This is a genomic window from Kutzneria viridogrisea DSM 43870 (genome assembly GCF_000525635.1).
Taxonomy (GTDB): Bacteria; Actinomycetota; Actinomycetes; order Mycobacteriales; family Pseudonocardiaceae; genus Kutzneria; species Kutzneria viridogrisea.
In genome coordinates this window covers 6,311,653-6,333,523 of the sequence record NZ_CP007155.1, presented here as the reverse complement: position 1 = coordinate 6,333,523, position 21,871 = coordinate 6,311,653, and the positions used below count along the sequence as shown (strand labels likewise).

The following is a 21,871-nucleotide window of genomic DNA, read 5'->3' as shown; positions in this document are numbered from 1 at the left end:
CCCGTGACCGCACTGCCCGACCCCCTGGCCTCCTCCGTCGACGCCGCAACGAGAGGATCGCAATGGCACGGAAGACAACCCTACGATTAGGGATCGCGGTCACCGCGGCCCTGGCGCTGGTGACGACTGTCGCCAACACCGCGGAAGCCGCCACATACACCGTGACCGCGGGTAACCCCGGCTCCTGGAGCCACGCCGATGACACCCCTGCGGGGCTGTTCACCGACAGCAACGGCCAGTTCTACTACCAGGAATCGCACTCTCTCTACGGCGCGAACGACAGCCGCAAGTGGAGTTTCTACACCGGCAGCAACTTCGACACGGCCAGCCTCGCGTCGATCAGCAACAGCGGCACCAACGCCGACACGACAACGCTGTGCAACAACAGCCCCACTGGCGTGGAAGCCACCTACACATCCGGCTCCGGTTACTCGCAGCGAAACTACTGCGATCTGATGGGCGTGTGGGTCGATCCGGACAGCGGCGCCTGGTACGGCCTGATCCACAACGAGTTCACGCCGAGGCCGTTCGGTGACGGCCTGCACTACGACTCAATCGACTACGCCACATCCCAGGACCAGGGCAACTCCTGGACCATCCAGAGCCACGTCATCACCTCACCGTTCAGCACCGTGCGCAACGACACCGCCCAGTTCCCCAACCAGACGTACTACTACGGCGACGGCGATCCACGCCTGTTCGTGGACAACGCGTCGGGCTACTTCTACGTCTTCTACGGCAGCAGGGTGCTGGACAAGAGCGGCGGCGGCAATATGTGGCTGGAGCATGTGGCTCGTGCGCCCATCTCGCAGAAGATGGCACCGTCGTCGTGGACAAAGTGGTACAATGGCGCGTGGCAGGCCCCCGGGGTCGGCGGGCAGGAAAGCAACATCGTTCCCACCAGCCAGTCCAGCACCGGCTACACCTCCGTCAACTACGACCCCACCCAGTCGGGCACGGTCGCACAGCAGCAGTCCACGGGCACCCTACCCGGCGGTGACTCGCCGCTGGCCCTGATGAACATCGCCTGGGACTCCTACCTGAACATGTACATCGGGACGCCGCAGAACCAGCCCCCCGGCCAGCACCCGCCGCTGCACATCTATGCCACGGACGACCTGTCCACCCAGAAGTGGACCGACATCGGCAGCATCCCGGCCAACAAGCTCAGCGCCTCCTCGTGGTACCGGTGGTTCGTGGACTCCGCCACCCTGACAACCTCCAACACAGTGGGCAAGACGTTCCGCACCTACTGCTCCTTCTTCTGCACCGCCAGTTCCAGCGCCACCTACGTGCCGACCACGATCGTACGGGCGTCGCGGTTCATGGACTCACCGCTCGCGGCACCAGTTGACAGCACCACCTCCTACCAGATCACGGCCGCCAACGGACGACAGTTGGCCCAAGGCAGTGCGGGGAACTTCGCCGCCGCCAGTTCCTCGCAATCCCAGCAGTGGAAGCTGATCCCCACCGGCGACGGCTTCTACACCGTCACCAACAAGGCCACCGGCCAAGCTCTGGGCGTGGCCGGCAGCGGCGCGGCCGGCCGAGCCTGGGGCACTGCCGTCACCGCGGCACCGGTACTCGGCACCGAAGTCCGGCAACAGTGGTCTCTGCGGCCGGTCGTTACTGACTCGGGTACCAGCGGATCGTCCCGTGCCACCGGAACCTACCGCCTGATCAACCGCTACAACGGGTTGGCTCTGAGCGTCACCGGCCAATCCCTGGTGACCACCCCGCAACGCAACTGGGACAACACCAGCAGCGCCTCCGGTGGCGATCGCACCCCCTCGGCGGCGCAGGTGTTGACCTTCACGCGAGTCGCAACGCAGCTTTCCGCATCGAATCGCGCGCAGTGACCCTCATGCCGACCACATGAGCGCGGAGTCCCGGGGTTGGCGCGGCATCCGGCCGCGGCAACCCCGGGCACTCGGCTGGACCCTCCGCTCCAGCGAGGATCCCTTTGCCAGCCAACCGAATCCGGCCCAGTTCGGAAACGTCTGAGAACATCGGCTGGACGAGCCTCAGCAGGTGTTTGAGTTGGTCGGACAGCACGGCAGGAGGCCCGGTAGGTGACACCACGTCATGTTTCCCATGACTGAGCACGATTTCGCAGAGGCTGGCCTTGGAACGCGACGACTGCTCGCACCTTCACGCGCCAGCGGCTACAGTAGCGTCAAACAGTTCAAGCGTTAGTTCGCATGGGTTCGGCTATCGCGCGCGATGTGGGAGGTGATCACGGTGCACCCGGTCTTATGACAGCCCCAGCCTGGGGCGTCACGGAGCCGAAAAGGTGACCGTATGAGCAAGACCGACAAGACCCGACCCTGGTGGGTGCGGATCGCCGACGAACCGATGGTGACCTGTGTACCCGCGCACAATCACAGGTTTGGGCCGTGCACGCTGCCGGATGAGATCACCGCTGACAGTGCGTCCCTGTGGCCGCTGCCGAGCGGCTGTTACTGGCTTGCCACCGACCATTTCCTGTTCGATTGCGGCGGCACCAGCGGAGGCCGGGAGTGGTACCACTTCCGTCGCCAGGAGCGTCGTCGCGACCGTCGCCAGGCGCGACGCGAACTGCGCGCCTACCACGGCCAAAGCTGCAAGAGCCCAAATGGTCAGGATTGACCAGCCCGATGTCTCACGCTGACGCCGAGATCATGGACCGGTTCACGCTGACATCTCCGCGATGAAGCGCAGCAGCCGGGCGTTGACCTCCTCCGGTGACTCGGCTGGCAGTGAGTGCGTGGCGGTGGGCCACAACTCGGCCTGCACACCGGGGATCAGCGCCCGAGCCCGGGTGTAGGCGGCCCGCGGATGGTGCATCACGCTGCGGCCGGCGACCAGGACCAGCGCCGGGATGTCGATCGACCGCAGTTGGGCGTCCGTGGGGTACTCGGGCACCGCCATGGCCATCCGAAAGGTCCGCATCCCGGCGTCGATCACCGCCGCGAGCGGGTCGTCGGGCGGGGCAGGCACGCCGCCGTTGACCCAGGTCTGGAACGACGGCCGGCCCCACCGGGAGACCACCGGCAGGGCCGCCAGCGAGGCGCGGAGCAGCAGCTGCGCGGGGAACCGGCCCAGGGTGGACACCGGGTCGAGCAGGCTGACTGAGGCCAGCCGGCTGGAGTCCCGCGCGGCCAGGTTGGCCGCGAGCCAGCCGCCGATGGAGTGGCCGACCAGGTGCACCCGGTCCAGACCCAGACCGGCCAGCGTCTCGCCCAGCCAGGCGGCCTGGTCGGCTCCGCCGCGCAGCGGGGCCGTCTGCTCGCTGCGGCCCGGTTCGCCCAACGGCTCGACCGTGTACACCGGGTGCCGCGCGGTCAGCCCAGCCAGGTTCGGCTGCCAGATCACGCTGGTGCTGGCCCGGCCGGGTAACAGCACCAGCGGTGCGGCGTCAGCGGATCCGAACCGGTACACCCGGACTGTGCCGAACCCCGTGCGCACGTCACGCGTCTCCGTCGGCTCCGGCAACAGCGCCATGCCGGCCCGGTAGGCCGCGTCGAACTCGGCGCGGGCCGCCGGCGAGACGAACCTGCCCATCCCCATGGGCACCTCCTCCACCTGATTTTGCGATACGATCGGATGGTAAAGATTCACGGGATCGTTTGCAATCCGATCGGCTTGCGAAAGGGGTGTCGTGCCCAAGCAGGTGGACCACGAGCAGCGGCGGCGGGAGATCGCCGCCGCGCTGTGTCGACTGGCCAGTGAGCGCGGCCTGGAGGGGGTCAGCCTCGGCGAGGTGGCCGCCGAGGCCGGTGTGTCCAAGGGGCTGGTCCAGCACTACTTCCGGAACAAGGACCTGATGCTCAGCTACGCCACCGGCTACCTGCGGGAACGCGTCGAGCAGCGGATCGCCGCCCGGACGGCTGACGCGCCAGCGGGGCCGAGGGCGGCGCTGCGTGCGGCGTTGCTCGCGCTGCTGCCGTTGGACCCGGACGGCCGCACGGAATCCCTGGTGGCCAACGCGTTTCTGTTCCGCGCGCTCAAGGACCCGGCCATGGCCGAGCGGTTCCGGGAGGGCCACGCGCTCCTGCGCGACGCCGTCGCCGGCTGGGTCGAGGCCGCGTACCCGACCGGCCACGCCAACCCGGCCCAGGAGGCGGACCTGCTGCTGGCCGTGGTCAGCGGCCTCGCCGACGCCGTGCTGCTGGGCCACCACACGTCGGAGGCGGCCGTGGCCATCCTCGACCGCCAACTCGACCGGCTGGACCGCGCGCCACGGGAGACATAGCCACTCGTTGACCCGGCGACGGCCGGTGCTTGAGGGGCTGACAAGCGAGCACCAGATCGCCGCGTGACCGAGTCGGGCCGGTGGTCCCGGTCAGCGCGTCTTCACCGCGTCGCCGATCGCCTCGTCGAGGATCGAGAGGCCGAGTGAGATCTCGTCCTCGGACGCGGTCAGCGGCGGGGCGATCCGGAACACGCCGCCCATTCCGGGCAGCTGCACGATGTTCATGTGCAGCCCGAGTTCCAGGCAACGACGGGTGACCCGCGCGCCCAACTCGTCCGAACTGCGCTTGGTTTCGCGGTCGACCACCAGTTCCAGCCCGGCCAGCAGGCCCCGGCCCCGGATGTCGCCGGCCACCTCGTGCCGGTGCGCGATCTGCTCCAGGCCGTGCCGGAGCAGGCCGCCGAGGTGCTGCGCACACTCGTCGAGCCGGTCGCGGATCAACACGTCGAGCACGACGTTGCCGACCGCCGCGGGCAGCGGGTCGGAGACGTGCGTGGTGAAGAACAGGAACCCGCGTTCGTGCGCCTCCTGTTCGATCTCGGCGCTGGTCAGCACCGCGGCCAGCGGTAGCCCGGCACCGAGTGTCTTGGACAGTGTGAGGATGTCGGGGACCACGCCGTCGCGCTCGAAGGCGTACCAGGTCCCGGTGCGGCAGAGCCCGGTCTGGGCCTCGTCGAGGATCAGCAGCATGCCGCGCTCCCGGCACTTCTCCAGGAGCGCGGCGAAGTAGCCGGGCGGCGGCTCGATGATGCCGCCGGAACTGAGGATCGGCTCGACGATGCACGCGGCCAGGCTGCCGACCGACTGTGCGTCGATCAGGTCGAACCCGAAGTCGAGCTGGCGCCGCCAGTCCAACCGCCCGTCGGCGTCGGTGAAGTCGGGCCGGTAGCGGTTGGGCGCGGGGAGGGCGAGGTTGCCCGGCGCGGCCGGGCCGTAGCCCTTGCGGCCAGCACTGTAGGTGGCGCCCGCCGCGGCCTGGGTCATGCCGTGCCAGGACCGGGCGAACGAGACGATCTCGTGCTTGCCGGTGACGAGCTTGGCCATCCGGATGGCCGCCTCGTTGGACTCGGCGCCGGTGGTCAGCAGCAGGGCCTTCTCCAGCGGCGCCGGGAGCGTCTCGGCGAGGCGGCGGGCGAGGTCGACGACCGGGCGGCTCAGCATCCCGCTGAACAGGTGGTCGAGCGTGGCTGCCTGGCGCCGCACGGCGGCGACGATCTCCGGGTGCGAGTGTCCGAGGATGGCGCTCATCTGGCCGGAGGTGAAGTCGAGGATCCGGCGGCCGTCCTCGGTGAAGACGAAGCTGCCCTCGGCGCGGGCGATGATCTCGCGGGTGAAGTCGGCGGCGCCCGCGTAGCGCACGAGGTGCCGGTCGGCATCGGCCCAGAAGGCGGCGGAGGTGGTGGCCATGCGCTCGACCGTAGGGTCGTGCGGTGCGGCAGGTCCATCTCACAATTCCGGCTTGTTTGTTCGGTTTTGCCGAACAACGATGGCGGGATGCTGAACCCGTGGCGCCTGGGCCTGCTGAGCCGGCTCGACACGCTGGGCACGATCCGCGCCGTCGCGCAGGACGCGAACATGAGCGCTTCGAGCGTGTCGCAGCAGTTGGCCGTCCTCGAGGCGGAAACCCGCACCCGGCTGTTGGAGCGCACCGGCCGCCGGGTCCGCCTGACACCGGCAGGGCTCCTGCTGGCGCGGCGCGCACGAGCGATCCTCGACCACATGGACACGGTCGAAGCGGAACTGCGCGGCCTCACCGAGGATCCGGTCGGCCTGGTGCGGCTCGGGGCGTTCCAGAGCGCGATCCACACCCTTGCGGTGCCTGTCGTGACGCGGCTGGCAGGCGCCTACCCGCATCTGGAGGTCCAACTGCTGGAACTGGAACCGCACGAGAGCATCCCGGCTCTGCGCGGCGGCGATGCCGACGTCATCATCACCGCCACGGACTTCGTCGAGCTGCCGCTGGGGCCGGACCTCGAGATCGTGCCGCTGGCGACCGACCCGATCGTACTGGTCGCCTCACCGGACCGTCCTGTGCCGCGCGGGCCCGCGGTGTTGTCGGCCTACGCCGGTGAGCCGTGGGCGCTGGACGTGCCGCAGTCGTACATGGCGAACCTGACGCTGCGGCTGTGCCGGGAATCGGGGTTCGAGCCGAGGGTGGCGTGCCGGTTCAGCAACTACCTGATGACGTTGCAGCACGTCGAAGCGGGCCTGTCGATCGCGTTGCTGCCGGACTTGGCGGTGGACCGGCGGTACCGGGTGGTGACGCGGGAGCTGGCGATGCCGGTGAACCGAACGATCGCGGCGGTGGTGCGCCGGGGTTCACCGCTGCGAGCCGCGGTGAACCTGGTGCTCACCGCGTTGCGGCAGCAGCCGGACGCCCCGGCACTGGTGGATCGGCCAGCCCAGGAGGCGGACTGATCCACCGGATTCGGCGGCAGCGGACTTGACCGCCGTCCTCCCGCCGGACAACGCCAGGTACCTCGAAGCGCACCGCGACGCCGACAGGGCTCAGTAGCCGAGCTGGTCGCCGAGCCTTAACCGCAGCCACAGCACCAGACGCTGGTCCGGGTCCGCGAGATCGAACCCGAAGATCTCCTCGGCGCGGGAAAGCCGGTACCGGATCGTGTTCGGGTGCACGGACAGCCGATGTGAGGCGGCCGCGATATCGCTGTTGGCGTCCAGGTAGGCGAGGATGGTGGAGGCATAGGTGGTGCCGTGCTGGAGATCGTGGGCGCGGACCGCCGGCCCGAGCCTGCGGGGCAGCGCCTCCTGCGCGGCCAGGATCTGGGCCAGCGCGGACAGCGTCGCGCTGGCCCAGACCTCGTCGATCGTGGCCACCTGGCACGGGTTCGGGTTACCCAGCCGGTCGGTGAGTGTGCGCAGGACAAGATCCGCGTCGGCGCGTGAGCTCGCGATCGAGCGCAGCCCCTGGACGAGCGAGCCGAGTCCGGCCTGGACCGGCACCCGCAACGCGCTGTGGGCTCGCCGGGCGATGTCGGCGACGAGTTCGCGGTGCGCGTTGGGCAGCAGCGCATAGACCGTTCCATCGATCAACGCGCAGCCGTGCCTGCCGTAGTGGGCCTCGCAGTGCAGGCTCACCAGGTCGGCGAGCCGAGTGGCCGCGTGTGCCGCGAGAACCTCCTCGGCGTCATTGGCGGCGACGGCGAACGCGGCCACCGCGACGGGCAGGTTCGGGTCCAGGCCGAGCTGTGGGGCCACCGCGGTGACGCTGCTCGGGTCGGCGAACAGCCGCCGCAACAGCTCGGCGCGCCTGCGCCGGACGCCGTGGACCGCGGTACGGGCCGCGAGCAGGTGCAGCGAGACGATGTCCGCCACCTCGGAAAGGGCCTGTTCGGCAGCGGAGTCAAGGCAGTCCTCGGCGTTGACGACCCAGATCGAACCCAGTTCCTCGCTCCCCGCGCGGACCGCGACACCGAGCCGAGGAAGACCGCCGGGAACGGCTGGGAACCGGCAGGTGCGCCCTACCTGGGCGAGCACGCGGTACTGCTCGTCGTAGTAGTCCGGGGCCACGGGCACCTGAAGACCGAGGATGCCCTGGCGTCGGCCCTCGTCGATGGCCTGGCCGGGCAAAGTCGAGTACGCGAGGATTCGTCGGTGCGGGTCCTCGATCACGGTGGCACCTCCCACCATCCCCGCGATCGCGTTGGCCAGGGCGAACAGATCGCCGACGGCCGGGGCGCCCCCGGCCTGCGCGCAACGCGCCGTGGAGGCAAGGGCTGAGGAGATCATGGCGTCCAGGTGGTGCCAGGCCACGGCCTCGTCGGCGGCGAGCAGCACGATGCCGGACCGCTGCGCGGCTGCCACCAACTCGGTGACCGGCTCGCCGAAACTCTTCACCACCAGGCAGGCGTATCCGGCCTCGGCCGCCGAACCAACGAGCTCCTTCGCCTGTGCCTCGGCCGACCCCACGCCGACGGCGAGCAGGATCGCGTCCCTGACGGGGGGAAGCGGGGCTCGCCGCTCGAAGATGAGCACGCCAGAGACCGGTACCGGCCTGTCCGGCAGCACGGTCAACGGCCGCAGCATGGACGAGCCCAACGCGTCGAGGACTTGTCCAAGATCGGGTACCGCCGTGTCGAGCATCCTCACCTCTTTGGCCAGACGCACAAAACTTTCGCGGATTCTCTGGACGGGCAACGCATGCACGTGCCCAGTGCGGGCGCGAGGCTGTCAGCATGCGCAGTACAGCAAGCGTGCCGCGGGCAGCCCCAGCGACCGTACCCGCCTCGGCCCAGGCGAGCGCAACCGAAACCGCCACGCGCGCCGCGACCCGTGCGGGTGTCCGGTTCCACCTGGCCGAGGACCTCCCCACGCTCGAGCCGGTATCACGATTCCTCGCCGGTGTGTGGCAGACCCCCGAATCCCAACCACCGTTCGCACCCGATGTGCTGCGGGCCTTCGTGCACGCTGGCGGCGCCGTACACTACGCAAGCGACGGGGACGGCGTCGCCGCCGCAGCCGTACTGCTCTTCTGCTCGCCGAGTTCCCGTGCCGTCTACTCGATGATCGCAGCCGCCCGCACCAGCGATCACGGAGTCGGGTTCGCCCTCAAGCAGGCGCAGCGGGTCTGGGCGCTCGAACGCGGCGCGACCGCCATGGTCTGGACCTTCGACCCACTGGTGAGCCGCAACGCCTACTTCAACCTCGCCAAACTCGGTGCGACCGCCACAGAGTACTCGGTGGACCTCTTCGGTCGGATCGACGACGGCGTCAACGGGCATGACGAGACCGACCGGCTCACCGCCGTCTGGCCGCTGTGCGATCCCCATCCCGTCCGCCTCGCAGGACCCGATCTCGAGAGTGCGGAACTCGACCCACAGCCCGCGCCGGACGGCGCGCCGTTCAGCGCACGCGACGAAAGCGGGCACTGGTGCCGAGTCCCACTGGACATCCTCACCACGCGTCGCCAGGACCAGCCGCTCACCGCCAAATGGCGGGCAGCCGTACGCGATGTCCTGCTCCCGGCCTTCGACGCGGGCTTCACCGCGACCGGGTTCAGCAGGTCCGGCTGGTACCACCTGACCAGGAAGGAACAGTCGTGAAGATCGAACTCATCGAACTCGTCGAGATTCGCCTTCCCCTGGTCCGCCCGTTCCGTACCTCGTGCGCGAGCGATACCGAACGGCACACCTTCCTGCTGCGTGTGGTGACGGACGCCGCCGAGGGCTGGGCGGAATTCGGCGGCGACCCCGAACCGCTGTACAGCGCGGAGTTCGCTGTCGGCGCCGAACGCGTCCTGCTCGATCACCTCGTGCCGAGGGTCACCGCGCTGCACCGGCCGAGTGCCGCCCGGATCGCCGCCGCGTTGTCCCCGGTCAAGGGGCATCACATGGCCAAGGCGCTGCTGGAAACGGCGATCCTCGACGCCGAGTGCCGCGCGCACGCGATGCCGCTGGCGACCTACCTCGGTGCGGTGCGCGACCGCGTCCCCGCCGGGGTGTCCGTGGGGATCACGGACACGATCGCGGAACTGCTGAAATCGGTCTCCGGCTACCTGGAACAGGGATATGTCCGGATCAAACTCAAGATCGAACCGGGCTGGGACGTCGAGCCCGTTCGTGCGGTCCGCCGCGAGTTCGGTGACGAGCTGGCGTTGCAGGTCGACGCGAACACCGCCTACTCGCTCACTGATGCCGAACACCTGCGCGGCCTCGACGAGTTCGGACTCGTCCAGATCGAGCAACCGCTCGGCGAGGACGACCTGCGCGGCCACATCGAGCTTGCGAAGTTGCTGCGCACGCCGATCTGCCTCGACGAATCGATCCGCTCGGCGCGCGAGGCCGCCGCCGCGATCGCACTGGGCGCCTGCCGCATCATCAATATCAAGCCCAGCCGGGTCGGCGGCTACCTCGAGGCCCGGCGGATCCATGACATCTGTGCCGCACATGGGATACCCGTCTGGTGCGGCGGGATGCTCGAGACCGGTATCGGTCGTGCGCAGAACCTCGCACTCGCCGCACTTCCCGGCTTCGTGCTGCCGAGCGACATCTCGGCCTCCAGCCGTTACTACGCCGAGGACCTCACCGACGCGTTCGAGCTCGACAACGGTTGCCTGTCTGTTCCGGACGGGCCAGGTAGCGGCGTGACGGTGCGACCCGCAGCGCTCGGCCGATACGCCGTCTCGACGCGGAAGCTGTACAAGCGGGGCTCGACGCGGTAGCGGCCGCATTCCCAAGCGAGAGGCGAAACCAGTTACGCCGCAAGCAGTAGTCTTCTGGAGGAAGAAATCATGCGAGGTAAGGTGAGTGCTGTCGTGGCCTTGGCGGTCACGGCCTCTCTGGCGGTGGTGCCAGTCGCATCGGCCGCGATACCACGGTGTGACACCAAGCCCATCCAGACAGCACTGGAGGCGCTGAAGAGTGTCGGCGCCTCAGGAATCGCCATGACGGTGAAGAGTCCGCGCTGCGGTGTCTGGAACGGCGGCGTCGGCCTTGCCGACCGCAGGACGGGCCGCAAGGTCCTCGGCGATGAGCACAGCCGTATCGGCAGCGACACCAAGACCTGGACGGCCACGGTCGTGCTCCAGCTCGTCGGTGAAGGCAGGATCAAGCTCGATGGCACCGTCGAGGACTATCTGCCGGGTCTCATCCGCACCGAGCTCTACGACGGGCGCAGGATCACGATCCGGCAGCTCCTGCAACATACCAGTGGCCTGCCCGACTACCTGGACGCGCCGTTCTGGCGCAACGAGGAGGCGCACCGCTGGGATCACATCGAGCCCTTGCAGACGGTCCAGCAGGCGCTGACCCTGCCCCCGCCCGATGACCGGGCTCCGTCCGGCTTCGCCTACGCCAACACCAACTACAACCTGGCCGGACTGATCGTCACGAAGGTCACCGGCCGCGGCATCGACACCGAGATCGACCAGCGGATCATCAAGCGCCTCAATCTTCGCGAGACCTACTGGCCCGGCGACCGGACCACGATCCCCAAGCCGGACCTGCGGAGCTATCTGAAGCGGGCCGGGACCTTGGTGGACAGGACGGAATGGAACACCTCCGAGGCCGACGCCTCGGGTGAGCTGATCTCCACCGGTGCCGACACGACCGCCTTCTGGACCGCGCTGTTGACCGGGAAACTGTTGGCCCCGGCCCAACTCGCCGACATGAAACGGACCGTTGCGGACAACTTCGGCGAGGACTACGGCCTGGGAGTCGAACGCAATCGGCGCGCCCCAGGCCTCGTCACCTGGGGACACAGCGGCAGTATGGCCAGCGGCCACAGGTTCAGGAACGCCGTCACCGATGACGGTCAACGGGCCGTGACCCTGCTGATCGGCACGGACACGTACAACTCGGACAAGGTTGACTCCGTCATCGGCAAGCTCATCCGCGACCTCCGCTGACCGGAATTCTCCTTCGCCACCAGGAGGCGCGGCGGATTGGTGCGGCGGGGGAGAGTTGGGGCTGCCGTGGGGCGGCGTTGCGCGGGGCATTGTGCTCGACCGGGGCCTTTACAGCGTGTCATGCGCCGGATGCATACGAGTGATCCGCAACTTGCGTTGGTGAGCACCCGGTCCGTCGTGGACGCTGAATTGCATGACGCAATACGAGGGCATCACCAGACGTGGACTGCTCGGTCTGGTCGGTGCCGCGGCCGCCGCCGTCCCGCTGGGCAGCGGAGATGCTGGGGCGCAGGCCGCGTCTGGGGAGGTCACCGTGTGCATGACCGTCAACGGGTCGGCCCCCTCGCTGACCGTGGACCCGCGCCCAACCCTGCTGGCCACGCTGGACGGCGCGTCCGTGACCACGATCGAAGGACTGGCCGACGGCGATTTCACTCATCCGCCGACTCCCTGGCTCGGGACTTGTTTGCCAGCATCAAGTCTGGGCGTCGTTTCTTGGTGCTGTCAACGAAGCGGTCGTGGCGTGTATCGGCGAGCATGGTGCTCCGTTCGGCCGGACCGTGGTGCCCAGTGTGGTCGGCTTTCTAGGCAAGCACGTGCCGGTCAGCGGGTAACTGGAGACCGCTCATCCACTGGGAGGATTCAATGCGCTCCCGCGCCCTGACAGCGTTACCTTCCGCCCCCGGCGGTCCCGGTGGCTCGGGCATCGACGAGTACACGCTCAATAACGAGATCCCCGCGGACAGTCCGTCCGAACTGCCGCGCGGTCAACGAGGTGGTCACTGCGAGACCAGGGCGTTGAGTTCGTCGGCGATCAGCAGGTTGGGGTCGAACTTCATGCCGGTGAAGTGGCCGGCGAGTTCGAGCGAGAGCACGCCGTGCAGGCGGGTCCAGAAGGACAGCGCGCGGTGCAGGGTCGCGGCCGCTGCCGGGTGGCCGTTGGCCCACTCGCGATGGGTTTCGAGGTGGGCGTCGAACGGTGTTGGCGGTGTGTCCGCCGACAGCGCACCGCAGGCTTCGAGCAGTACCGTCATGACCTCGAACGTGATGGCGGTGGTGTCGTCGGGCGCGTGGTAGCCGGGGACGGGTGTGCCGTAGATGAGGAAGTACCGCTGCGGGTCGCTCCGAGCCCAGTCCCGGATGACGTGGGCCAGTCCGGCCAGGTCGGCTCCGGAGTCGTACGCCGCCCGGACGGTGTCGGCGAGGCTTCGGTAGGCGTCGCGGATGAGTGCGGTGATCAGCTCGTCGCGGCTGGCGAAGTAGCGGTACAGGGCGGGGCCGCTCATGCCCACCTGTTTGGCGATCGCGTTGAGCGACAGCGCGGGCACCCCCGCCGCGGCGATCTGCTCCCACGCGTGTCTCTTGATCTCCGCGCGCACCTGGGCCCGGTAGCGCTCCCGTGGGCTCTGCCCGCCCGGGTCCGTCATCGGCAACTCCTCCCGGGTCGGCGCGACCACCATGGACTCTAGTTAGAGTCTATCACTATCCCTATTGACTCTCGAGCTCGCAGCGTTATAGCTTCTAACTAGAACGAGGACTACTAACTATCGGTCGCCGAGCTGTCCGTGAGGAGGGGAAGAGTCGTGATCAACACCAACCCGCCCACCATGCCGATCCTGCTGCTGGGCTCCTCGGTGCCACCGCCGGCCGGAGCGCGGTGTCCGGCTACGCCACTCATCCGGTTCGCTGACCTTTCAGGGCAAGGAAAACGATCTCTTCGATCCTGGATCTGGTGACAGAGGACGCAACTCGCCAGAGTGTCACCCAGTGACGTCCTGGCGGCGAGTGAGGAGTGCTGCTGTGGTGGGGGCGTCGACGAGTGATCACAGGCCAGGGGGAATGAGTGAGCGCTGGAGCAGGCGGCTCCGTGTCCAGGCCATGATGGCACCCAACGGGTTCCCGCTGTGGGGCTCCGATGTCGAGCCCGGCTCGGTTCATGTCCCTGACCGCCACTGGGATCGGTGTGCTCACTCCGGCCGGGCGGGTCCCTGATGTGGACACGCGCGGATACAACGCGCTGGTGTGCGGTCTACGTTGCTGACCGGCCGCCGACGATCGGTGTGGCAGCTCACCGCCGGTCCTTGCGGGATCGGTGGCCTCGGCGGGGCGGCACCCGGGCACACGCATGTCGAATGGGTTCGACTCCCATGAAGTTCTGTGAGATCAGCTTACTGGCGAGCGGGGGGCGCGCGACTATTCTGGGGATATTCGATGCATTTCTTCCTTCTCGGGTCGCTGGAGGTAACGGTCGGCGATCGCACGCTGCAGTTGGGTGGGGTCAAACAGCGCCTGGCCCTGGCTCTGCTGCTGTCGCGGGCCAATGAACTGGTACCGGCCAGCCAGCTGATGCTGGCGCTGTGGCCGGACGAGACCCCCATCTCCGCCCGGAAAATCCTGCACAACGCGGTATCGGGGATCCGCAAACTCCTGGCCGTGGCCGACAGTGGACCCGACGCGCCGCAACTACTCACCAAGGCCCCCGGCTACCTGTTGCAGGTCTCGCCGGAGCAGGTCGACCTGATGCGTTTCCAGTTGCTGGTCCAGCAGGGGCAGGGCGAGGTCGCCGCTGGCCAGTGGGCCCAGGCCGCGGAGGTGCTGGGGCAGGCGCTGGGATTGTGGCGCGGGCCGATGCTGTCGGATCTGCTGGAGGCGGGCGCGGACTGGCCGGAGATCGGCCTGGCCAGCACGGTCCGGTTGACCGCGATCGAGGACCGCACCGAGGCCCTCCTGCGTCTGGGCCGGGGCGGGGAGTTGCTGGGGGAGTTGGAGGCGTTGGCGGAGCAGGAACCGTTGCGCGAGCGCTTGTGCGGGCAGTTGATGCGCGTGCTGTACCAGCACGGTAGGCAGGCCGAGGCGCTGGCCGTCTACCGCCGTACCCGTACGGTGCTGGCCGAGCAACTGGGACTGGATCCCAATCCCCAGTTGCAGGAGCTGGAGCGAGCGATCCTCAACCACGACCTGGACACCCCGCCTACCGAGGTGCCCGAGTCGGTCCCCGAACAACGTGAGGTCGCGGCTCTGTCGTCGCGGGAAAGTCTTGAGCTGGAGGAGATCCAGCAGATCAGTACCGTGCTGGTGGTCGCCAGTGCCCCGCCGGGTCAGTCGTTGACCGCCGAGGGCCTCGACCTGGTCCGCGACTACGTCGGTGCCGTCCTGGCCCAGCAGGCGCGGGATCGGGAGGTGGCGTTGCTGGAGGAGCCCGAGGCTGACCTCGGGTCGTTCCTGGCGGAGGTGGGCGCGGGCTGGCAGGACGCCGGTGATGGGGGTGGGTCGGTGCTGTGGTTGGCCTCGACCGGGGTGCGGGAGGTGCGGGAATTCGATACCTGGCGGGCGGTGCGGCTGGCCCGGGGCGTGCACAGCCAGCTGACGGTGGATCGGGGCGGGCTGCCCGGCGGTGGGGGTGTGCCGCCGTTTGAGGTGCGGATCGTGGTCACCACCGGCAACGCCCGCGTCCGCCGTGGCAGCGCGGAGGGCGCACTCGCCTGGCCGTGTCCGGAGCAGGATCTGCTCCGCCGGTGTCTGCGGCTGCTGACCGACGACAGCAGGGCACCAGTGCGGATGTGTGCCACCACCCTGGAGGCGGTGAGCATGCTGGACCGGGCCGAGCACCTGCCGTTCGTGGCACGCCAGGATGAGCTGGGGACCCTGGACTGTCTGCTGGAGGCGACTCGGGCCAAGCGGCAGCCGCACCTGGTCACGGTGTTCGGTCACGCCGGGGTGGGGCGCAGCCGGTTGATCGGGCAGTGGCTCGGCCGCGTCATGGCGGATCCGGGGGTGAGCTGTGTGGTGGTGCGGTCCCAGGCTCCGATCACGCGCAGCTCCCCGACCGCGGAGTTGGCCAGTCTGGTCCGTGCGGCCGCGGGGGTGGAGGCCGGTGCTCGGGCCGCGGTGGTCGATATCAAGGTCGCTGACCTGGTCGAGCGGGTTGTGGACGAGCACCGGTGTTCCTGGGTGCTGGCCCACCTGAGCACGCTGCTCAATCCCGACCGTGGTGGGGACCCGTTGGCGGAGGCCGCGGTGGAGGCGTGCGCGGTGTTGTTCGAGGCGCTGGCGGGGTGGCGTCCGCTGGTGTTGGTGGTGGAGGACCTGCACTGGGCTGATACCGCGGTGGTGGACTTCCTCAACCTGATGGTGACGCGCCTGGGTGGGGTGCCGTTGCTGGTGGTGGCCACCAGTAGGCCGGAGTTGCTTGACCGGCATCCCGTGTGGGGTGCGGGGTGGTCGCGTAGTTGTTCGTTGTGGTTGCAGGGGTTGTCGGATGAGGAGACCCTGCGTGTGCTGTGGAACTCCTACGCGGCCCCCGGGGAGAAGTCTCGTGGGCGCGGTGGGCGGTGGTCGCCGGAGGACCTGCGTGTCATGGTGGCCCCATTGGGGGGTAACCCGTTGTTCGCGGTGGAGTACGGGCGGGTTCTGCGTGAGTCGCCGACCGGGGCGACCGTCGCGGAGATGGCTACCGCGTTGCCGTATTCGGTGCGTTCCAGGTTGGCGTTGTTGTTGAACAGTCTGCCCACTCCGGCGCGGGTGGTGCTCTATGACGTGGCGTTGTTTGAGGGTGGGGCGACCGAGTCGGTGCTTGGGGTGCTCGCGCGGCAGGGTGGTCAGCCCGTGCCTTATCGGTGGCTGCGATATCTGGAGCATCGGGACATCCTGCGGCGCGTTACCGGGTCGGGTGGTCAGGGTGAGGCGGAGTACGTGTTCGTCAGTGCGCACTTGCGCGCGGTGGCACGGGCGCGGGTCCCCGAGGCGGTACTGGCGCGTAAGCGGTGCCTGATCGCGTCACCAGCCAACCAACCCGAAATCCTCACCGGTTAGCCGCCAGTTACCGGGTGGCGGCTCGACGCGCCGCCGCCGCCCGGTAACTGGCGGTCGGATTACCGGGCGCTTGCCCGCCCCGATCTACGCTCGCCCTCGTTTCAAGACCGTTGCCAACCAACAAGGTGGAGCACGCGATGGCGAAATCCGATTTCGACCTTGCCCACCAGTACCGTGGGACCGACGCGCGCTCCCCGGCCGATCCGTGGCGCACCGCGGTGGCCGTCCTCGCCGCACACGCGCGGTCCCGGCCGGATGCGCCCATGCTGACCGCTGTCGCGCCGGACGGTGCCCAGACCACCCTCACCTACGGCGTGGCGGACCTGGCCACCCGTCGGCTGGCCGCGTGGTTGCAGGCGGAGTTCGGGACGGCGCCGAACACGGTGCTCGGCCTGGCGCCGGTCAACGACGTCCCGTCCGTGCTGGCCGTGCTCGCGGCCCTGCGCGCCGGCCACGGCGTGCTGATGCTGGGGCCCGCCGATCCGCCGGAGCGGCACGCGGAACAGGCCGCCGCGCTCGGCGTGCGGGCCGTACTGCGGACCCCGGACGGCGGCACCGGCACGGTCGTCATGCCGCGCTGGGAGGACCTGCCCGAGGCCGTACCGGTCGACCCTCGGATCGATCCGATGACCGACGCGCTGTTCTTCGGCACCTCCGGTTCGACGGCGGCCGCCAAGCTGGTCGCGCAGACCCAGGGCAACCTGGTCGCCAACGCGGCGGGCCTGGGCCGCCTGCACGGGTTGCGCCCCGGTGACCGGGTCCTGGGCTGCCTGCCCATCCACCACGTCAACGGGCTGCACTTCACCGTGCTGGGCACGATGTTCGCCGGCGCTCACACGATCCTCGCCCACTCGTTCACGCCGTTCGGCTACCCGGCTCTGGTGCGGCAGTTCCGGCCGCGCATCGCCAGCGTGGTGCCCAGTGTCCTGGAGGCACTGGTGGAGACCTGGCGGGCCCCGTCGCTGCCCGCGGAGTTCGACTACTTCGTCTCCGCCGCGGCCCCCTTGCAGGCCAGCACGGCGCGCGCGGTGGCTGACCGGCTGGGCGCGCGTGTGCTCCAGGGCTACGGGCTGTCGGAGACCACGAACTTCTCCGCGACGATTCCCCCGAACCTGTCCGAGGACGCCTACCGCGCGCTGCTGCTGGACACCGACATCCCCTCGGTGGGCGTCGCCTTCCCCGGCAATGAGATCGCGGTGCTCGACGAGCACTGCGCGCCGGTCCCCGCCGGTCAGGTCGGCGAGGTGTGCATGCGCGGCCACAACGTGATGTCCCGCTACGCGGGCAATCCCCAGGCCACGGCCGAGGCGTTCCAGGGTGGCTGGTTCCACTCCCAGGACCTCGGGTTTCTCCGCCACGACGAGCGGAGTGGCCGGGACTTCCTGGTCCTCACCGGGCGGTTGAAGAACATCGCCAAGGTCGCCGGGGAAACCGTGTCGCTGGAGGAGATGGACCGGGTGCTGCGTGCCCTGCCCGAGGTGCGCGACGCCGCCTGCATCGCCACCGCGGACCGGTTCTCCGGCGAGCGGATCGTGGCCGCCGTCGTGCTGGCCCCCTGGGCGGACCAGGCGTGTCTGGACGCCCCGCTGCGCGCCCGTTTCTCCCCGGCGGTGCTGCCCAGCCGATTCGTGCTCGTGCCGGAGATTCCGCGCACCTCCACCGGGAAGGTGCTGCGCCCACAGCTGCGAAGCGAACTGGTCGGGATGCCCGACCTGTGATCCACCGCGGGCGGCCGGGGCACCCGGCCGGCCGCCCGCCAGTCGAAGGAGACAGATGCTGATGGCCGAGCGTGCGACGACCCTGGTTGACCCGCGCACCGGGCGCCCCAGGGGCAAGTCGCCGATCAGCGACGAGGTCGATGTGGCTGCCGTGGTGGCCACAGCCCGCGAAACGGCGGTCGCATGGGCCCGGTTGACCCCACGGGAGCGGTCCGGCCGACTGCTGGAGCTGGCGGTCGTCATCGAGCAGCACACCGAGAGCTACACCCGGGCCGAACAGGCGGGTACCGGCAAGCCCGAGGCCGAGGCGCGGGTCGAGGTGGGCAACTGCGTTGATGTACTGCGGTTCTACGCGGGCGCGGCCCGCGCGGAGACCACGCCGGGCTCCGGCCGTCGGATGGCGGGGCTGGAGAGTTGGGTGCGGTGGGAGCCGCTGGGCGTGGTCGCCGCGATCGTGCCGTGGAACTACCCCCTGCTGATGGCGATGTGGCGGCTGGGCCCCGCGCTTGCCGCGGGCAACACCGTGATACTCAAGCCCGCGGAGACCACCCCGGAGTCGGTGCAGCTGCTCGCCGAGCACGCGACGCCGATCCTGGGCCCCGACGTGATCTCGGTGCTGCCCGGCGACCGCGCCACCGGACAGCACCTGGTGAGCAGTGGGATCAACGCGGTGGCCTTCACCGGCAGCCTGCAGGGCGGTCTGGACGTGGTCAGGCGTGCCGGTGTGCGCAGGGTGAGCCTGGAGCTGGGCGGCAACGGCCCCGCGCTGGTCCTGCCCGACGCGCCCGCGGACACCGCGGCCGAGCTGGTGGCGGCCTGCCTCTACAACGCCGGGCAGAGCTGTGCGGCCCCGGCCCGCGTGATCACCCTGCGGAAGAACTACGAGCAGACCGTGCACGCCCTCGCGGCGGCGATGGAGAAGCAACTGGCCGGACGCGACTTCGGGCCCCTGAACAACCCCGACCAGCTCGACCGGTTCGACTCGATCCTGGCCCGCAGCGGCGCCGGTTTCCGTTACGAGTCTGGTTTGCGGCTCGCCGAGGACGAGCAGGACGGGTTCTGGCGTGCCGGGCAGATCCTGGCCGACCTCAGCCCGGACGACCCGGCCGTGGTGGAGGAACTGTTCGGCCCGGTGCTGACCGTGCAGTCCGCCCCCGACCTGGCTGGTGCGGTACGGCTGGCCAACTCGGTGCCGCAGGCGCTGGGGGCCAGCGTGTGGGGGTCGGACGTGGGCACCGTGCTCACCGTGGCTGGCGAGGTCAACGCGGGCGAGGTCTGGGTCAACTGCCACCTCAAGCAGACCGCGGAACTCCCGCACGGCGGCCGCGGCCAGTCCGGGACCGGCACCGACCTGAGTGTGCTGGCGCTGGCGGACTACCAGCGTCCCAAGACCGTCACCGTCCGGGCGGCGTACTGATGGCCGCGCACACCTGGGAAGTCGCCTCGAACCCGGACGAGGTGCACGAGCTGCTCTGCACCAGCGACCGATTCCAGGCGGGCCGGTTCGACTCCCCAGTGCCGACACGCAATCCGGCCACCACAGCCAAGCGGGTGGCCGCCGGGGTCGTGCACCTGCTGCGGGTGCACGACCAGGCAGCGGCCATGTTCACGCTGACCTGGGAACCCGCGTTCGAGGAGCCCTCCGGCGTGTTCCCGGCGGCTCGTCGCCCGGCCTACCTGGGCCGCCTCGCGGTACGCCCCGATCTGGCCGGGACGGGTTCGCTGGCGGGTGCGCAGTGCGTGCGACGAGCACTGTCGCTGGCGCGCGAGCAGGGCGCGGACATGATCCGCGCCGAGGCCAATCCCGACCTCGAAGCCACCGTGGACATGTTGGTGGTATTGGGTTTCACGCGATGTGAGCAGGTGTTCGCCGACGACACGGGCCGCAGGCGTGTCCATCTGTACCAGTGGCTGGGGGACACGCCTGCGGCCTGATCGGTCGGTCAGGGGCGCACGGCCTTGAAGACGGTGCGGCACGGGGTGCTGGTGCGGGAGCAGGACCCCGAGTCGCATTTCAGGTCGGCGCCCCCGAACTCGTGGGTCGCGGGCTCCAGCCCGGCCGAGAGCAGCGCGCTGACGACGGTCTCGTGGTCGTAGTACCAGCTGGTCAGGGTCTGGTCCACGCGCTCAACGCGGTCGCCGCCGTTGTACACGCCGGAGACTCGCAGCATGCCCGAGCGTGCCTCAGGATCCCACGCACCCCGCTTGACCACGACCGCTTCCGGGGTGTCGGTGACGGTGACGTGGTTCCAGTGCAGGAAGTGGGACTGCTCGAACAGGTCGAACACGAACACCCCGCCCGGCGCCAGGGCCGCGTGCACGGCGGCGAAGCACCGCTCCAGCTCCGCGGACGAGGGCAGGTGGTTGAGTGCACCGTCGAGGCTGAAGCAGGCCGATACCTGCTGCGGCAGGGTGAACTCGCGGGCGTCGCTGACCACCAGTCGCAGTCGGCCCTCCTGCTTGGCCTCGCTGTTGCGGGTGCTGGCGATGTCGAGCATCGCCTTGGATCCGTCTACCCCGACCATCTGCCACCCCGCGTCGAGCAGGTAGGAGGTGGTGATCCCGGTGCCACAGCACAGGTCCACCGCGGTGTGCGGGAGCTGGGTGGTCCTCGTGAGGTGCTCGGCCAGTCGCGGGGAGAAGCGGTGCACCCAGCCGGTGTAGCTGCTGTCGAAGAAGGACGCGAATCCCGCGCCGTAGTAGTTGCCCATCTGATTGTCCTCTCTCAGCGGCAGCTGAAGTGGTGAACGGTGCGGTGCCGGTGGGTGTGCCCGGGGTCCAGGCGGACCGAGGGAAACTCCGGGCGGTTGGGGGCGTCCGGCAGCGCACCGGTCTCCAGGCAGATCCCGGCCCGGGGGCGTTGGCTGAAGAAGTCGCCGGTGTACACGCCGACCGCGGGCTGATCGGTGCTCACCCGCATGGTGCGTCCGCTGCCGGGGTGGGACAGCTCCGCTACGCGGGACTCGTCGCCAAGCAGGTAGCAGTTGTCCAGCTTGGTGCCAGCCAGGCTTCGCGCGGTGGTCAAGTCCAACCCCGTCCCGCGTACCTGGGCGGGGGGACCGGGCAGCGGAATGACCTCCTCGTCGAAGCGCACGGCCTCGGTGGCGTCCAACCGCAGCCAGTGCTCGTCGATCGTGCCGCGGCCGGCGAGGTTCCAGAAGGTGTGGTTGGTCAGCCCTACGATGGTGGGCGCCGTGGTGCGCGCGGAGTGCTCGATGGTCAGCGTGCAACCCGGCTCGAACCGGTATGTCGTGGTGACCTCCACCTCGCCGGGATAGCCCTGGTCCCCGTCCGGGCTGGTGAGCGAGAGCCGCACTTCCAGCGCGTCACCGTCCCGCCCCGCCTCCGCCGACCAGACGCGGCGGTCGAACCCGTCGGAGCCGCCGTGGACGTGGTGGCGCCCCTGGTTGCGGTCCAGCTCGTAGCGCAGGCCGTCCAGCTCGAACTCCCCGCCAGACACGCACCGGCAGTAGCGCCCGACGGTGGCGCCAACGTAGGGGTTGCTCGCCTGGTCGAGGTAGGCGGGCAGGTCCGGCAGGCGCACGCACACGTTGTCCACCTGCCCGCCCCGGTCAGGTACCCGGACCTCCACCAGCGTCGCGCCGTAGGTCCATACGGTGACGCCCCACCCCTGGCCAACCTCGAGTGAGTACGACTCGACTTCGGCCGCAGGGCGGCCTTCGCACGCGGGCGCGGTACCGACCGCGGTGCGCTCGATGCGAGGACTTGTGGCCATGGTGA

Annotated in this window: 17 protein-coding genes; 11 read left to right on the top strand and 6 right to left on the bottom strand. The window is 69.4% G+C overall.

Features of this window, described 5'->3' with window-relative positions; genetic code table 11:
• Positions 1-62 precede the first annotated feature (62 nt).
• Complete coding sequence (locus KALB_RS28060) at positions 63-1,859, top strand: RICIN domain-containing protein (protein ID WP_051912848.1); 1,797 nt, start codon at positions 63-65, stop codon at positions 1,857-1,859.
• 442 nt (positions 1,860-2,301) lie between these two features.
• Positions 2,302-2,628: a hypothetical protein gene (locus KALB_RS46980; RefSeq protein WP_148309693.1), complete on the top strand. Its 327-nt coding sequence runs from the start codon at positions 2,302-2,304 to the stop codon at positions 2,626-2,628.
• 42 nt (positions 2,629-2,670) lie between these two features.
• Here the strand turns inward: KALB_RS46980 and KALB_RS28055 are convergent, their stop codons facing one another.
• Positions 2,671-3,549 (bottom strand): alpha/beta fold hydrolase, encoded by an 879-nt coding sequence (locus KALB_RS28055; RefSeq protein ID WP_025359008.1) that lies wholly within the window; start codon positions 3,547-3,549, stop codon positions 2,671-2,673.
• Between the two features lie 91 nt (positions 3,550-3,640).
• On the opposite strand from KALB_RS28055, the gene KALB_RS28050 reads away from it, so the two are divergent.
• A complete protein-coding gene (locus tag KALB_RS28050; protein ID WP_025359007.1) occupies positions 3,641-4,234 on the top strand; it encodes a TetR/AcrR family transcriptional regulator in 594 nt (197 codons plus the stop codon).
• Between the two features lie 90 nt (positions 4,235-4,324).
• On the opposite strand, the gene KALB_RS28045 is transcribed toward KALB_RS28050, so the two are convergent.
• On the bottom strand, positions 4,325-5,641 hold the full coding sequence (locus tag KALB_RS28045) for an aspartate aminotransferase family protein (protein ID WP_025359006.1): 1,317 nt from the start codon (positions 5,639-5,641) through the stop codon (positions 4,325-4,327).
• An 87-nt stretch (positions 5,642-5,728) separates the two neighbouring features.
• Here KALB_RS28045 and KALB_RS28040 point away from each other — a divergent pair, with 87 nt between their 5' ends.
• Positions 5,729-6,652, top strand: a complete 924-nt coding sequence (locus tag KALB_RS28040) for a LysR family transcriptional regulator (protein WP_025359005.1) — start codon at positions 5,729-5,731, stop codon at positions 6,650-6,652.
• 90 nt (positions 6,653-6,742) lie between these two features.
• Here the strand turns inward: KALB_RS28040 and KALB_RS28035 are convergent, their stop codons facing one another.
• Entirely contained in the window at positions 6,743-8,338 is a 1,596-nt protein-coding gene (locus tag KALB_RS28035; RefSeq protein WP_025359004.1) for a PucR family transcriptional regulator, read from the bottom strand.
• Between the two features lie 92 nt (positions 8,339-8,430).
• Between KALB_RS28035 and KALB_RS28030 the strand changes: the two genes are divergently transcribed.
• From KALB_RS28030 to KALB_RS28020, 3 genes are all read left to right on the top strand, one after another.
• A complete protein-coding gene (locus KALB_RS28030) occupies positions 8,431-9,297 on the top strand; it encodes a hypothetical protein (protein ID WP_030107704.1) in 867 nt (288 codons plus the stop codon).
• Entirely contained in the window at positions 9,294-10,415 is a 1,122-nt protein-coding gene (gene menC / locus KALB_RS28025; protein WP_025359002.1) for an o-succinylbenzoate synthase, read from the top strand. Before KALB_RS28030 ends, menC begins: the two co-directional genes overlap by 4 nt.
• 93 nt (positions 10,416-10,508) lie before the next feature.
• The gene (locus KALB_RS28020; protein ID WP_030107703.1) at positions 10,509-11,600 is read left to right on the top strand and encodes a serine hydrolase domain-containing protein; all 1,092 of its coding nucleotides are present in this window, start codon (positions 10,509-10,511) and stop codon (positions 11,598-11,600) included.
• Positions 11,601-12,379: 779 nt separating this feature from the next.
• On the opposite strand, the gene KALB_RS28015 is transcribed toward KALB_RS28020, so the two are convergent.
• Positions 12,380-13,027, bottom strand: a complete 648-nt coding sequence (locus KALB_RS28015) for a TetR/AcrR family transcriptional regulator (protein ID WP_025359000.1) — start codon at positions 13,025-13,027, stop codon at positions 12,380-12,382.
• Positions 13,028-13,811: 784 nt separating this feature from the next.
• Between KALB_RS28015 and KALB_RS28010 the strand changes: the two genes are divergently transcribed.
• The 4 genes from KALB_RS28010 to KALB_RS48750 all read left to right on the top strand — a co-directional run bounded on the left by KALB_RS28010 (position 13,812) and on the right by KALB_RS48750 (position 20,065).
• The gene (locus KALB_RS28010; protein ID WP_025358999.1) at positions 13,812-16,412 is read left to right on the top strand and encodes an ATP-binding protein; all 2,601 of its coding nucleotides are present in this window, start codon (positions 13,812-13,814) and stop codon (positions 16,410-16,412) included.
• 137 nt (positions 16,413-16,549) lie between these two features.
• Positions 16,550-18,130 carry a class I adenylate-forming enzyme family protein gene (locus KALB_RS28005; RefSeq protein ID WP_025358998.1) on the top strand — a complete coding sequence of 527 codons (1,581 nt, stop codon included), beginning with the start codon at positions 16,550-16,552 and terminating at the stop codon, positions 18,128-18,130.
• Positions 18,131-18,191: 61 nt separating this feature from the next.
• On the top strand, positions 18,192-19,547 hold the full coding sequence (locus tag KALB_RS28000) for an aldehyde dehydrogenase family protein (RefSeq protein ID WP_025358997.1): 1,356 nt from the start codon (positions 18,192-18,194) through the stop codon (positions 19,545-19,547).
• Positions 19,547-20,065 carry a GNAT family N-acetyltransferase gene (locus KALB_RS48750; protein ID WP_025358996.1) on the top strand — a complete coding sequence of 173 codons (519 nt, stop codon included), beginning with the start codon at positions 19,547-19,549 and terminating at the stop codon, positions 20,063-20,065. The genes KALB_RS28000 and KALB_RS48750 overlap by 1 nt, the downstream gene beginning before the upstream one ends.
• An 8-nt stretch (positions 20,066-20,073) precedes the next feature.
• Here KALB_RS48750 and KALB_RS44330 read toward each other — a convergent pair whose 3' ends face one another.
• Entirely contained in the window at positions 20,074-20,841 is a 768-nt protein-coding gene (locus tag KALB_RS44330; RefSeq protein ID WP_025358995.1) for a class I SAM-dependent methyltransferase, read from the bottom strand.
• A gap of 14 nt (positions 20,842-20,855) precedes the next feature.
• Positions 20,856-21,866: an aldose epimerase family protein gene (locus tag KALB_RS27985; protein ID WP_030111729.1), complete on the bottom strand. Its 1,011-nt coding sequence runs from the start codon at positions 21,864-21,866 to the stop codon at positions 20,856-20,858.
• Positions 21,867-21,871 lie beyond the last annotated feature (5 nt).